The 14,455-nt window shown below is 54.6% G+C and carries 8 protein-coding genes; 4 read left to right on the plus strand and 4 right to left on the minus strand.

Annotated features, from left to right (window positions below; all coding sequences use genetic code 11):
• Positions 1–2 precede the first annotated feature (2 nt).
• Positions 3–2,111, minus strand: coding sequence for a penicillin acylase family protein (locus HEQ34_RS05465; RefSeq protein ID WP_296198505.1), 2,109 nt, complete (start codon positions 2,109–2,111; stop codon positions 3–5).
• A gap of 92 nt (positions 2,112–2,203) precedes the next feature.
• Here HEQ34_RS05465 and HEQ34_RS05470 point away from each other — a divergent pair, with 92 nt between their 5' ends.
• From HEQ34_RS05470 to HEQ34_RS05480, 3 genes are all read left to right on the plus strand, one after another.
• A complete protein-coding gene (locus tag HEQ34_RS05470) occupies positions 2,204–3,766 on the plus strand; it encodes a leucyl aminopeptidase (protein ID WP_296198507.1) in 1,563 nt (520 codons plus the stop codon).
• Between the two features lie 126 nt (positions 3,767–3,892).
• Positions 3,893–6,469: an ATP-dependent chaperone ClpB gene (clpB, locus tag HEQ34_RS05475; RefSeq protein WP_296198511.1), complete on the plus strand. Its 2,577-nt coding sequence runs from the start codon at positions 3,893–3,895 to the stop codon at positions 6,467–6,469.
• A gap of 95 nt (positions 6,470–6,564) precedes the next feature.
• Positions 6,565–8,034 (plus strand): sulfotransferase, encoded by a 1,470-nt coding sequence (locus HEQ34_RS05480; RefSeq protein WP_296198513.1) that lies wholly within the window; start codon positions 6,565–6,567, stop codon positions 8,032–8,034.
• A gap of 4 nt (positions 8,035–8,038) precedes the next feature.
• Here HEQ34_RS05480 and HEQ34_RS05485 read toward each other — a convergent pair whose 3' ends face one another.
• Together HEQ34_RS05485 and HEQ34_RS05490 are read right to left on the minus strand one after the other, a co-directional pair.
• Positions 8,039–9,307: an aspartyl/asparaginyl beta-hydroxylase domain-containing protein gene (locus HEQ34_RS05485; RefSeq protein WP_296198516.1), complete on the minus strand. Its 1,269-nt coding sequence runs from the start codon at positions 9,305–9,307 to the stop codon at positions 8,039–8,041.
• A gap of 106 nt (positions 9,308–9,413) precedes the next feature.
• On the minus strand, positions 9,414–12,380 hold the full coding sequence (locus tag HEQ34_RS05490) for a TonB-dependent receptor (protein ID WP_296198518.1): 2,967 nt from the start codon (positions 12,378–12,380) through the stop codon (positions 9,414–9,416).
• An 18-nt stretch (positions 12,381–12,398) separates the two neighbouring features.
• Here HEQ34_RS05490 and HEQ34_RS05495 point away from each other — a divergent pair, with 18 nt between their 5' ends.
• A complete protein-coding gene (locus HEQ34_RS05495; RefSeq protein WP_296198520.1) occupies positions 12,399–12,578 on the plus strand; it encodes a hypothetical protein in 180 nt (59 codons plus the stop codon).
• 357 nt (positions 12,579–12,935) lie between these two features.
• Here HEQ34_RS05495 and HEQ34_RS05500 read toward each other — a convergent pair whose 3' ends face one another.
• Positions 12,936–14,405, minus strand: a complete 1,470-nt coding sequence (locus tag HEQ34_RS05500) for a tetratricopeptide repeat-containing sulfotransferase family protein (RefSeq protein WP_296198522.1) — start codon at positions 14,403–14,405, stop codon at positions 12,936–12,938.
• Positions 14,406–14,455 lie beyond the last annotated feature (50 nt).

A 14,455-nucleotide genomic window follows, 5' to 3' on the forward strand; every position in this document is an offset into this window, starting at 1 on the left:
GTTCAGGGTCGATAACGGCGCTTTGCATTTTTGACGGCGTCGGCCCATTCAAAATGTACTGGCTTGTAACCACCTGCAACGAACAATTTCATCTGGTCTGTATAATGCGGCGATTCGGGGCGGGTCGTCGCCGAACCATAAGGCTGGATCGATTCTGATTGCACCTTGCCGTCCTTGTCCCATCGCATCAGCATGATGTAACTATCGCCATGTCGGACGCGCGCTTTGCCATCGGCTTGCTCTGCATCCCATATCGTTGTGGCACGCAAGGCATCGCTGCCGCCGAGCATCGGTAAATCGACATCGCCGCGCCGTAGGCGCTGAATATCGGCCAACGGCGGGTCGATGCGGCCAAAGCGTTTTTTGAACTCTGTGACAGCCTCCTGAAGCGTATTACGGGCATCGGGCATCTTGTCCCCGCGCCAGTTTGGCCGCGCGCCAAAGCGGATGATGCGTTCGGCAAAGGCGTCCGCACGGCCCTTGCCATCGCTTGACCAATCCCAGCTCGCGAGCAGCTTTTGCGCTTCGGCAAGCTCGGGCGCGTCTTTTAGGTCAAGCGCGGCAAAGGATGCCATCCACGCCCCGACCCAGCTTTTTTTGCTGTACATCATGTCCATCTTGATCGCGAGCAGCTCCGACGGCGTGATTGACGTGTCGGCGGCCAGCAACTCGGTTGCGCGCAAGCCACGGTTGGTCATGCCACGCTCAATACCCAGATACGGCGAATAAGCTGACGGGTCCATTTCCGACCCCGGCCCTGCGGCCAGAAACGGCGTGTTATTGGCGTTCTGGACAAAGCCCGATGCAGGATCCACAATCTTGGGATAACGGTCAAAGCCAACTGGCCCCTCCCACATGGCCGCCGATGTATCGCCCGGAAGCAGCTTGGTATAATCATATCCCGGCTTACGGTCGGGGAAGAGGGCGTTGTAAATATAGGCAACGCGGCCGGTCTTGTCGGCATAAATGAAATTCGTCGCAGGAATGCCGCCAATCGACATCGATTGGGTCCATTCGTCCCAATTCGTCGCTTTGGTATTGCGATAATATTGCTCAACGACTTTTACATTGTCGATGCCCGCATAGCGGATAGCGAAATAGCCCTTGTCATTTTTGATGACGGGTCCGTGGATGGAGCGATATACCGTTTGCGGTACTGGCAAATTGAACGGACCGATTTTCACCGGCAGCCAAACCCGCTTCGATGACAAAGGCATCCATTTGCCGTCATAACGATATTGGTCGCCAGCCTTGTTCATCACCAGTTTATAGACGTCGATCAGGTCGGGGCGGTTGACGGTATTGGTCCAACCCAAATGACGGTTGTGGCCAAGCAGGACAAAGGGCGAACCGGGGAACAAGGCGCCAGCCATGTCCAGCCCCTCACCCGAATGCGTAACGGCTTCGTACCACGCAACCTGACCTTCATAAGGCTGGTGCGAATTGGAAATCAGCCACGTCTTGCCATCGGCCATACGCTTGGGCGCAATTGCAAAGGCGTTGGAACCGTTCATTTCTGGATCGCGCCCGATGGGCGTCATAGGTGGCGCACTTTCCTTTGGCAGGGGTTTGCCTTCGGTCAATGCCCCGATGGCACCATCCAGACCATAAAAGAATGGCGCGCGCAGCACGAAGCCTGTGACAATGTCCTGTCCAGTAACGGGAAACAGCTTCGACAGCCGGACTTCTTCGGGATGTTTTGACACATAATGGTTCAAACCAGCGGCATATGCCTCTGCCACCGCGCGGACCTGCGGCGACAATTCCATATAGCGCGCCACAGCCGTCTCGCGCGCGCCCAACAGATGCAGCACATAATCGACCTTGGCCCCATCGGAGCCTGCAAGCGCGCCATAGCGCCCACGCGTCATGGCAACGACATCCTGTATCGTCGAAAAATCATCTTCGGCATGGGCAAAGGCGAGGCCGTAAGCGGTGTCGGCATCGGTCTTGCCGTTGATGTGCGGCACGCCATAGCTATCGCGGACAATCTCCACATCGTAGGTGCGGGCTGGCATTTCATATCCGGTGGCCGCCAACGGCTCCCACAGAGCGCCTGCACCCGCAACGACACCCGCAAGCGCCAATGACGCCCACAAAAATTTCCGCATTATACTCTCCCCCTGCAATGAGACCTTGTCACATCGGTTCATTTGCTTACATAACCGGCATAACCAAGATTTTCAGAAAGGATAGTCCCCCGATGCATCGCAGTTTCTTAACCCTTGCACTGGCTAGCGCCACAATCACCCCCGCTTTTGCGCAAGCCGACATGATTGGATCGGGCATATCGCCATCGGCGGCGGCGCATTCGCAAACACGGCCAATCAATTTCGCGACGACCGCGCCAACGTCCGGCGCTTTGGTCATATTGATGCGTAATGCGACGTTGCCAGCCAACATGGTTGATGCGGCAACGACGCAAGCCTTGAACGCGGCTATCGCTTCGGCAAAGTTTGAAGGCAAAGAGGGTAGTTCCTTGTCGCTACGCGGCATTGGCGGTTATGCGCGCATCGTCCTAAGCGGGGTTGGCGCGGAGGGCGACCGCATCACCCATATCCGCAACGCATCGGGCAAAGCGGCTCAGGATTTGCGCGATGAAGCCCAGCAGGTCACGATTACCGGCGGCCTGAACCAAGACGAAGCCGCTGCAGCCGCTTTGGGCTATGCCATGGGTCAATATCGGTTCGACCGGTATAAAACCGTGGACCGTAAAGCGCCGCCCACGAACCCAGTGACCATCATCAGCAGCGATGCGGGCAGCGCAGAGGCTTTATGGCAGTCGCGCCATGCGGCCTTGGCTGAAGGCGTCGCCTTATCCCGCGACCTGGCGACTGAACCTGCTAATGTCATCTATCCGGAAACCTTTGTGGAGCGTGTACGTGCCGCATTTGGTAATACCGCCAATGTTAAAATTGAAGTGTTGGACGAACCCATGATGCGCAAATTGGGCATGGGGTCGCTGGTCGGCGTTGGCCAGGGTTCGCGCCGCCCATCACGCCTGATGATCGTCGAATATCGCGGCGCTGGCGATGGTCCGCCATTGGCGATGGTCGGCAAGGGCATTACTTTTGATACCGGCGGCATATCGCTGAAACCTGGTGCGGGCATGTGGGAAATGAAGGCGGACATGTCCGGCGCAGCCAATATCATGGGCGCACTGTTATCGCTCGCAAAGTCGAAGGCACCGGTGAACGTCATCGGCGTAGCCGCGCTGTCCGAAAATATGCCCGGCAGCAATGCGCAGCGTCCCGGCGACGTCGTGCGCACGATGAGCGGCAAAACCATAGAGATACTGAACACCGACGCCGAAGGCCGCTTAGTATTGGCGGACGCCAATGAATATATCGTCGCCAACAAAAAACCCGGCGCTTTGGTCAACATGGCGACGCTGACAGGTTCCATCGTTGGCGCACTGAACGACGAATATGCTGGCCTGTTCAGCCGTGACGACCGGTTGGCAGCAGCCATTGCCGCAGCGGGCACAGCAACGGGTGAAGAAGTTTGGCGTATGCCGCTCCACAAAAACTATCTCGATGATATGAAATCCGACATTGCGGACATCAAAAACATCGTTGAGGGCGGCGGACCGGGCGCAGGTCTGGGCGCGACCTTTGTTGGCTTCTTCGTCGACAAAAATGTGCCTTGGGCGCATCTTGATATTGCGGGCGTCAACTGGGCGGACTCGTCCGGGCCAGTGACGCCAAAGGGGGCATCGGGCTGGGGCGTGCAGTTGTTGGATGCGCTTGCCCGCAATTGGAGATAATGTCGGAAGCCGCGCATTTCCGTTGAATGGCCGTCGCACTTGTGTTGCGAAAATGCCGCATTACATTCTGTGTAGAGATGGAGTCTTTGTGAACAAAGGCCCCATCGGCAATATAGGAAATAGCGCATGAACCTCGAAAAATTCACCGACCGCGCCAAGGGTTTTCTGCAAAGCGCACAGACCGTTGCCATTCGCATGAGTCATCAGCGGATCGGGCCTGAACATCTCTTAAAAGCTTTGCTGGAGGATGAGCAGGGCATGGCGTCTGGCCTGATCAAGGCCGCTGGCGGCGACGCGGCGACCGCGTTGCGCGAAACCGATGCGGCGCTTGCGAAGGTGCCTGCGGTGTCCGGCGGCGGCGCGCAGCAGACCCCCGGCCTCGACAATGACGCCGTGCGCGTGCTCGATGCTGCTGAACAGGTCGCGCAAAAGGCGGGCGACAGCTATGTCACTGTTGAACGCCTGTTGCTCGCGCTAGCGCTTGCGCAGACCAGCACAGCAGGCAAGGCGTTGGCAGCAGCAGCCGTCACAGCCGAAGGGCTGAACGCCGCGATCAACGAACTGCGTGGTGGCCGCTCAGCCGATACTGCGGGCGCAGAGGACCGTTATGACGCGCTGAAGAAATTTGCGCGTGACCTGACCGAAGTCGCGCGCGCTGGAAAGTTGGACCCCGTCATCGGTCGCGATGAAGAGATTCGCCGCACCATCCAAATCCTTGCGCGCCGTACAAAGAATAACCCCGTGTTGATCGGCGAACCCGGCGTCGGCAAAACGGCCATTGCCGAAGGGCTGGCCTTGCGCATCGCCAATGGCGACGTGCCCGATAGCCTGAAGCATCGCAAATTGCTGTCACTCGATATGGGCGCGTTGATCGCGGGTGCAAAATATCGCGGCGAATTTGAAGAGCGGCTCAAAGGTGTGCTTGACGAGGTTAAGCAGGCCGAGGGTGACATCATCTTATTCATCGACGAAATGCATACGCTTGTCGGCGCGGGCAAAGGCGAAGGCGCGATGGATGCCGCCAACCTCATCAAGCCTGCTTTGTCGCGCGGTGAACTGCACTGCATTGGTGCAACCACGCTGGATGAATATCAAAAACATGTCGAAAAAGACCCGGCGCTACAACGCCGGTTTCAGCCGATTTTTGTCGGTGAGCCTACCGTCGAGGACACGATTTCCATCCTGCGTGGGTTGAAGGAGAAATATGAACTGCACCATGGCGTGCGTATTACCGATAGTGCGCTGGTGAGCGCCGCCACCTTGTCGCACCGTTATATTTCCGACCGTTTCCTGCCGGATAAAGCCATCGACCTGATGGACGAGGCGGCGTCGCGCCTGCGGATGGAGGTGGAATCCAAGCCGGAAGAGATTGAAACGCTCGACCGCCGGATCATCCAGTTAAAGATTGAACGCGAAGCGTTGGGCAAGGAAAGCGATGCCGCGTCCAAGGACCGTCTGACCAATCTGGAGGGTGAGCTGGCCAATCTGGAGCAGCAATCGCTTGAACTGACGCAGCGTTGGCAGGCCGAAAAAGACAAGATTTCTGCCGAAGCCAAAATCAAAGAACTACTCGATGGTGCACGCATCGAGTTGGAGCAGGCGCAGCGGTCTGGCGACCTAGCCAAGGCGGGCGAACTGCAATATGGCACAATACCCGGGCTGGAAAAGCAACTAGAGGACGCGGTGGCCGCAGCCGGCAATGCGATGTTGCGCGAAGAAGTGACCGCGCAAGATATTGCCAGCGTCGTCAGCCGCTGGACCGGCATCCCCGTGGACAAGATGCTTGAGGGCGAACGCGACAAGTTGCTCAACATGGAACAGCTTATTGGCGCGCGCGTCATTGGCCAAAAGGACGCGGTGGAAGCCGTCTCCAAGGCGGTGCGCCGTTCGCGCGCGGGCCTTCAGGACCCGAACCGCCCGCTTGGTTCGTTCCTGTTCCTTGGGCCAACGGGTGTCGGCAAGACCGAGCTCACAAAAGCGCTCGCATCATTCCTGTTCGACGACGACAATGCGATGGTCCGCATCGACATGTCCGAATATATGGAAAAGCACAGCGTCGCCCGCCTCGTCGGCGCGCCTCCGGGCTATGTCGGCTATGAAGAAGGCGGTGTGCTGACCGAGGCGGTGCGCCGCCGCCCCTATCAAGTCGTCTTGTTTGACGAAGTTGAAAAGGCCCATTCGGACGTATTCAATATCCTGCTGCAGGTTTTGGATGATGGCCGCCTGACCGATGGTCAGGGGCGCACAGTGGACTTCTCCAACACGCTCATCATCCTGACATCCAATCTGGGCAGCCAGCATATGGCCGCGTTGGAAGACGGGCAGGATGTGAAAGAGGTCGAGCCGCAAGTTATGGAAATCGTGCGCGGCCATTTCCGGCCCGAATTCCTGAACCGGCTGGACGAGGTCATATTGTTCCACCGCTTGGGCGCGCAACATATGGCCCCGATTGTCGATATTCAGGTGCAGCGGGTGCAAAATTTGCTCAAGGATCGCAAGATCACTTTGTCCTTGTCAGACGAAGCCAAAGCATGGCTTGGCCGCGTCGGCTATGACCCTGTATACGGCGCACGCCCGCTAAAACGCGCAATCCAACGTTATTTGCAGGACCCGCTGGCCGACATGCTGCTACGCGGCGGCATCCCCGATGGCGCGACGGTGACGGTGGAAGAGGGTGATGGGGGGTTGAATTTGGCGGTATAGGCGGCACTTCGAAATGTGGCCTTAGACCACAAATATGCTAAGGGTGGCCTCTCAACGATTGCAATTAAGACTGAGAATGCGCATGAAATTTTGCAATGGCTGACGACAAACATTCAATAATTCGCCAGGCAGATGCTGCACTAAACGCTGGGGACATCACAACCGCTGTCAGCGGATATCGCCGCGTTCTGGGCATTGATAATTCGCTCGCAGATGTTTGGTTTAACCTTGGTTACGCCCTACGCATCCAGCGGAAATTTCCCGAGGCGCTCGATTGCTATTCGCACGCACTCGATCACAAAGTGCAGCGGCCTGAGGAGGCCCATCTGAACCGCGCTGCAATCTTCACTGAACAGCTCAATGCTTACGACAAGGCACGCACTGAACTGGACGCGGCATTAGAGAGGAATCCTGTCTTTGTCGCAGGTTGGCTCAATCTTGGTTTACTTTACGAAGATACCGGCAATATCGCGGAAGCTCGTTACGCATATGGACGTGCTCTGCAAATTGACCCCCAAAGCGGCCGAGCATTGTCCCGACTGGCAGCGATTGCAACATTTGAAAATAAAGTATCGACTGAAGTGGGCCGACTTGAAGCCGCCCTTCGTTTGCCATCGCTAGCGCCCAATGATGCCGTTGATATCGCCTTCGGATTGGCCAACCTATATGATGCTATGGGGCGGCATGAACAAGCTTTTGCGCTGGCGGCGTCCGCCAATCAAGCACAACATCGATTTTTGCCGGAAGCTTCGCGATATGATCCAGTGGCGCATGAAAAGTTAATTGATTCAATTTGCAACATGACCCTTCCGCCTCCTCTCCTAAAGGCAGATAAGGGTTTGGAACCAAATGTTTTTATCTGCGGATTGTTTCGGTCTGGTTCGACACTCGCCGAGCAATTACTCGCTCGTCACAGTGATATAGTCGCCGGCGGTGAGCATGACTTTATTCCAGAAACTGTGCGCGGCAATCTGCAGCCCTATCCAGAAAAGCTTGCGACAGCCACTCGCGCCGAACTCGAGAGCATTCGCCTTGATTACGTGTCGCGCCTTGCTGCAAATGGCCATGTTTCCGGCCAAGTCACGGACAAAAGATGCGATAACTTTCTGCACATCGGCTTCATAAAAACTCTGTTTCCTCATGCCAAAATTGTCCACAGCTATCGCGCGCCGCTAGACAATGCCGTATCGCTTTTTTTCCAGCATTTTTCCGAAGATATCAATTACAGTATGGATCTTGGCCACCTTGGCCACTGGTTGGCGCAATACCGCAAAATCATGACCCACTGGAAATCATTATATGGCACCGACATTCACGATTTTAGCTACGATGCGACCGTGCATAGCCCTGAAGCTGAAGTGCGCGCCATGGTCGAGCATTGCGGTCTCACATGGCGCGAAGGTTCCCCGTCTACGAACAATGTTGTAAAGACAGCGAGTGCCTGGCAGGTTCGGCAACCTTTGCATCAACGATCGTCAGGCCGTTGGCGGAATTACGAGCACGACCTGTTGCCAGTGATGCATGCGGCGGGAATTGACGAGGATGGTAACTGGTTATCGTTCTGAGATCTTAACTAGGGGCGCGTTCGCCTGTCAGCGTTAAGAAGTCAGCGACCAATTCGCGTTCGCCCATGGTCATATGAGGGTTCCAGACGTCAAAAATCAGGACGATCCGGTGTGCATCGCTATCGTTCCACGCTTCGTGCTCAATCGTATCGTCGAAAGCAAATGCCTCCCCTTCAATCCACTCTCGAGTTTCGCCACCCACGCGAAATCGGCACCCGTCGGGGATAACTAATGGCAAATGAATGATAGCACGTGTGTTCGTGACGCCCGTATGCGCTGGAATATGGGATTTAGGCTTGAGTATTGAGAAGAACACCGTTGGTGCCTTACCCGGTATCCTGTTGTGCGGGATGGCAGACATTGCTGCGGCAGTTTCAGGACATTGATTACAAATCTCATCATTGCGTTCACCATATTCCCACAAGAAACAGGCGCTCCAATCTTCGCTCTTGTCGAGCGCTGACCATTTGTTGTCAGGCGTGCCTGGCTCCAGTTGTACATAAGGTCTGATGGCAGCATTGCGGTTTTCCCAAAGTGCTTGCGCTTCCCGCCGGATGGCCGACGTGTGTTTTTCCAGTTCGGTTAGCCACGGAAAATGGTGTCGGTCAAAAAATTCGTCTGCGGGCAAGAAGGGAAAATGCACGCCTTCACAATTGTTGGCGTAGATCTGTCGGCGTCCAAGGCTGTGATCAATGCACGCATTTACCCGGCGTGCAGCGGTGCCCATCGCAATCAATTTCTCACCGAGCTGCTCGTCGACGCGATGGGAGAGCTCCGCATTATGCTTTAAAAGATAGGTTGTTCCCCGTTGCAACGCGTCTACAACCAGTGGCGGTGGTTGTGACATTGACGCCGCCATTTGGACGATTCCGCTCCAGTTCAGGGCAGCTTCCACATTGAAACCCTGGCGCTCATCAAGCTCAGCAAGGCGTAGCAAGGCAATAAAATCGCGCCGATCAAGGGCCAGTGCCGCCTTCAAACTTAACCGTTCACCCTGATCATCACCCAATCCACGACAGGCTGTAGCAAGGTTGACCAGCAACGCCGGAGCCATAGGGTCGGCAGCAGCGGCCGCAGCGAAATATGTCTTTGCAGCGGCAAAATCCTGCGCCGCTAGCACATGCATGCCGCTGGCATTAAGGACCATGGCATTGTGCGGTGCATGCGCACGTGCAGCAGCCAACCGCTGCGCAGCGACGTCATGCATGCCGGACTGACGCGCTTCATGTGCCTCGTTCAAAAGCCGATTAATGATAAGCTCTGTGGATGTCATGTTGAATGTTAACCCTGACGGAGCCGAGTGGCAAGAAAGTGTGTTGTCACAAAAAAGAGGCGGCCCTCGCGGACCGCCTCTACATTTTTTAAATCAATCGGTTCTATTAGAACTTCATGCGAAGCGATGCGCCATAACGACGACCGATGGTGTCATATGTCGACGGATAAGTGTTGCCGCCATTATATGCTGTCGAACCTGCGCTCGAACCAACCAATGGTGGCTGCTTGTCGAAAATGTTAAACGCATTGAAAGCTAATTCGAAATTTTCGGTGACGTCGAAACGTACCGCTAGATCGAAATAGTTATACGCTTTGATTCGATTGAAGTTCACCTGACGACCGACCAGCGCTCCGCCACCGGTGATTGCACCGACGAACAAGTTTTGCTGCGCCGCTGTGGCAAAGCCGCGCGTAACTGCATCACTGGCTTGACCTTCATATTCGACGCTGGAGAGGTGACGCCACAACAGCGACACATCAACATTTTCGAACGACAAGGTCGTACGCTGGTTCCAGCTATACTCGGGCTGGATCGAAAGACAGTTAACACTGTAATACCCGACGCAGTCACGATCGACTGAAGTAGGCGCAGCTTGGAACTTCGAGCTTAAGGCATAGTTGCCGCTGAAACCAAGACTCAGATCGGCAAAGCCGAGGTCAGCCTTGTAGTTCAGCACCAGGTCGATGCCGTCGGTCGCCAATTCACCCAAGTTTGTAAGCGGTTGTGGCAAGCCCGGGATGGGGTTTGCCGCGGTCGATGTTCCGCTCAAACGACCGTTCACCGCGTTACGACGAATTCCGGTACAAGCAGGGTCAGTTGCCGAAGCCGCCGTAATATTGCCGAAGCAAGCCTGGATAATGTCGCCGGGCGTCGCCTCTTTGATCGCATTGGTCACCTTGATGTTATAATAATCAATCGACGCGGTCAGACCATTCAGGAAGCCGGTTGGTTGCAACACAAGACCGAAGGAATAGGTAGCGGCCTTTTCCGGACGGATATTCGGGTTACCACCACCAGTTACGTTAGCTTGAGCCGCTGCTGGGTTAAGTATTGTGCCTCCTGTGACGGATGATGCTGGTGCACCCTGTGCCCGGCAAACTGCGGCCAAATTTGCATTGGTCGTTGGTGCTGCGCCTGCACATGGGTCAATCAACAAATTATCAAGACCCGTTACAACCGGCCTAAACAACTCGCCGATGTTAGGGGCACGAACAGCGCGCTGATAGTTTGAACGAAACTTAACGCCTTCGACAGGCTCCCAGTTACCACCGAACTTGTAGGTAGTTGCTGTGAACGACGGATTTCCGGATGCGCGAACGCTGTAATCGGAATAACGCACACCCGCTTCAACGCTCAAATCGTTGAAGAATGGCTTATCCGATACGATCGGAACGTTAATCTCGCCAAAGGCTTCATAAACGCTAAATCCGCCATTAAGTGGCAATACAGCGCCACCGGCACCGCCTAATTCACCTGGAACCTGTGCAAGGTTGTCAGGACGGCGCTGCGCACCATAATCCCGATGCTCGCCACCCACTGCGAACGATACCGCTTCGGCAGCTGACGGGATCGTGAACCCGAAATCACCTGACAACACAGCATGAACTTGAGCCAAAGACGCCGCGTTTGTGACTGAGCTAGTGACGCCGCCAACAAAAGCACCTTGCGCGCTAGTGATCGAACCCGATGGTCCAAAAATGTTGAGCGGTACGCAGGAATTGGCAGTGTTCGTGCAGGTTGTTGTGTTATTTGCATTAAGTGCCTGCTGAACGCGAGAGTTAGCGACATAACCCGAACGGGTTTCTTCGTTTTCACTCTCACCGTATGAGCCATAAGCATCAAACTTCAAGTTATCGGTGACATTAAGCCGTACGCCGGCCATCACGTCGAAAACTTGAGTTACATACGTGCTGATGCGTGGGCCCAATTCAACCGAGCGACGATATACAGCGCCCAACGGGATGGCTGCATTTCCACCGCAAGTTGGTCCGGTGCCCGGTGCCAGGCCAGCAGCGACACAAAATTGGTCGCGAAGCGCCGCAGGCAGATATGGGTTGTTGCCGGGAATAGTAAGCGTGTTTCCGAAGATACCCGAAGCAGCGATGATTGAACTGACGGTGTTCTTGGAGAACAATGCGCGCGAATAGACCTCTACAGTGTCCGAAACTTCATACCTTGTCTGTCCAAAAAAGTTAAACCGTTCGAACGGGGTCTGATAGATGTTGAATGGGTTGAAGTTAAACGGCGCGTAAGGAGCAACAAGCCCCGTGCCGGTTGGGTTGATTTGAAGCGTACCTAAACCAGCGGACGAAAATGTTGTCGGAGCAGATGTCGGGCTGTCGCCGCCTGCAAAGCCGGTGGTTGACCCAATAACGAATGTACCAGTATCGCGCGCACCAAAATAAATCGGGTCAGCTTCCTGATAGCCAATGCTCAACACCGCATTACCGCGGCCGTCATCGAAATTCGCACCGACCGTCAGGTCTGCACGAAATACGTTACCGTCACCTTTCTCGCTGAGCTGCTGGCTGACCGCAAAGTCAACGCCAGCAAAGTCCTTGCGGGTGATGAAGTTAACAACACCAGAAACGGCGTCTGCGCCATATGTAGTAGAAGCACCGCCCGTAAGCACGTCAACGCGGTCAACAAGTGCAAGCGGAATGTTGTTGAGGTCAACAGCACCAAACCAGCTGGAAGGAACCAGACGCTGGCCGTCAAGAAGGACGATGTTACGGTCTGCACCAAGGTTGCGGAGATCGACGCGAGCACTGCCGACTTGGCCATTATTGACGTTGCCACCAAGGTTTGGAGTCACGCCAGGCAATTCGCGCAATATTTGTTCCGCTGTGTTGCTCTGCCGAAGGCTGATTTCTTCGGCGCCGACGACCGTTACAGGCGACGTCGATACGACATTAGGGTTCTGGATTAGCGAACCAGTTACAATGATTTCGCCTGCCGCTTCTTCTTCAACATCGGCATCCTGGGCAAACGAAGGCGTTGAGATCAACGCCAAGCCCAATGCCAACGGCGCTGCTGCATATTTCAATTTGCTGATACGTGTGTTTTTCACGGTGTAGCCCCTTCTTTAATGCCATGGTTTAGCGGTATACTCGCCGCCCCATTGGCTGTTCAACTCCCTAGCTTTTCCACGACCGCAATGCGCGCAAATGGTTTGCGCGCCGAGATGGAAACCTTCCGGATTGTCCGCGCTTTGGCGGATACGCGTGACCTGCGCAATAAGTTGGAACGAAATTACAAATATATTTGACCAATGTCGCATTTTTGCAACAGTAGGTTAAAGCGAAGCTGATAGGATTTGCAGGTGTATGGATATACTACTGAAAAACCACTTATTTCAGTGACAACATTGTCGGTCAAAGGGGTAGCAACCGATTTCCGCTTGCACGCACTTAATGTATCTTTGCTCAATATTTTCTTAGCTCAACGCGCCTCTGCTCGGCGTCCTGTGTGCAGGGTCTTCCCCGAACAATGCGGATGCCGGTTCAAGCGCCTCATTCAGCTTATTCGACGTCATGTTCGGGACAGTCTGGCAAACATGCTCTGCGCTATGGCATCCCTTATGTTGCGAGGGTGTCGGTTCAAGACGAACAGGACTGCTTAAATTTCAAACAAATGTACAAAACTCCAACCGCGCAGTTTCATAAGCTTCCACAAATTGGTCCATATACGCGTGATAGTGCGCTGAGTTTCCCACAGATGTTGTGTATATGGGCCGCCTTACTTGAATAACGCTAGCCGTTTTGACTGGCCGCCTGTTTTCATGCGGGCTCAATTGGGCCGGTTCAATCTGTAATCCACAAAAGCGCGTTATCCGATCGATCTCAATTTCAGGATTTTGAACAAGATCTGCGTAATCTACCACCAATAATTTTTCGCCAAGCAAGCTACTCCAGTGGGTAAATAGCGCATCTTCGACGGCAAAATGATATGCAATATTCGAGAGCGACCACGACCATTCCATGCCCCGAAGAAACCAAGTGCGATAGGCCGACCAAGCACAATCCAACGGATCGCGGCGAAGCCATATTATAGGCGATGCAGGAAATATTGCCGCAATCAAACCGGCGAAACGGCTTGTGTCTAACGACTTATCTACAAAGAATCCATTGCCCTCATGACGCTGTCTGAGCAGGTAACAATATAAATTTGCAAGCTCCGAGGATGACCCGCCATGCAACCTGAATCTTGCAAAATCAGCCGCTGCGTTACCTGAGTCTTGGGTGACGAGCTGCATCAACCCTAATTCTTCTCCGCCAACGACTTTGCTATGGCTATTTAGAATCTGCTCAACCAACGTCGTACCTGAGCGGGGTAATCCAGACACAAATATTGGATGCAATGCTTTAGTTGGTGTCCGAATATCATCCGGACGCGACGCCTTGTCCATTTGCCAACCCGAAGCTACCCTAACCGCATCAGCTTTGTCTGCCGAAAATTTATATGGCGTGACGCCCTGCTTCTTTTGGGCACCAACGGAAAAGCTTGCAAAAGCCTTTCGATAATCACCCGCTTCGTGGAACATGTTTCCGAGCGCGTAATGATAGGCGCTTAATTCAGTCATATTGGATTGGAATAATCCCGGATCTACTGCCATTAAAGCGTCTATATCAGCTGCTTGCATCGGTCCGGCGATCGAGAGTGCAAGCCAGCTTTGGCCCGAATACGGCGCTGCCTTACAAGCACGCTGCAGCTTCTCACGCGCCTCACTAACTCTGCCAAGGTTGAGCGAAAGAGTGCCTGAGCTATAATAATATTCCGCCATCGTCGGCGTTCCGGGAGGAAGCTTTGCAAGAATGCGGTCCGCTTCTTCAAGTTGGCCGAGCTGAGCCAGCAACGCAGCCCTTTCAAACTGAACCGGTGGAGTGTCTCCAGCAGAGGCGCAATAATAGTCCATTGCGGCCAGGGCATCCTCAACTTCACCATTTTTTTTTGCAATAGCGGCCATTGACCGCCACCTTCCGGCAAGAGGCGGCTTTGCCCTGATGATATCTTTTACCAGCTGGGCCGATTCTGCGCGGCTATTCCGACGCAGTGCATCGCCAAGCTTGTGTATCAATACTTCGGTATCATACACCACCGTAGTTCCTTGCCCTCGAAAAAGAGAAAAGGGGCTGTCTCCAGCCC

This window comes from Sphingorhabdus sp. (assembly GCF_023910635.1).
Lineage (GTDB): Bacteria > Pseudomonadota > Alphaproteobacteria > Sphingomonadales > Sphingomonadaceae > Sphingorhabdus_B.

Coding starts and splice junctions, on each gene's coding strand:
- HEQ34_RS05485 (WP_296198516.1), bottom strand. CDS start 9,307: ATGACATCCACAGAGCTTATCATTAATCGGCTTTTGAACGAGGCACAT.
- HEQ34_RS05470 (WP_296198507.1), top strand. CDS start 2,204: ATGCATCGCAGTTTCTTAACCCTTGCACTGGCTAGCGCCACAATCACC.
- HEQ34_RS05495 (WP_296198520.1), top strand. CDS start 12,399: ATGCCATGGTTTAGCGGTATACTCGCCGCCCCATTGGCTGTTCAACTC.
- HEQ34_RS05480 (WP_296198513.1), top strand. CDS start 6,565: ATGGCTGACGACAAACATTCAATAATTCGCCAGGCAGATGCTGCACTA.
- HEQ34_RS05465 (WP_296198505.1), bottom strand. CDS start 2,111: ATGCGGAAATTTTTGTGGGCGTCATTGGCGCTTGCGGGTGTCGTTGCG.
- clpB (WP_296198511.1), top strand. CDS start 3,893: ATGAACCTCGAAAAATTCACCGACCGCGCCAAGGGTTTTCTGCAAAGC.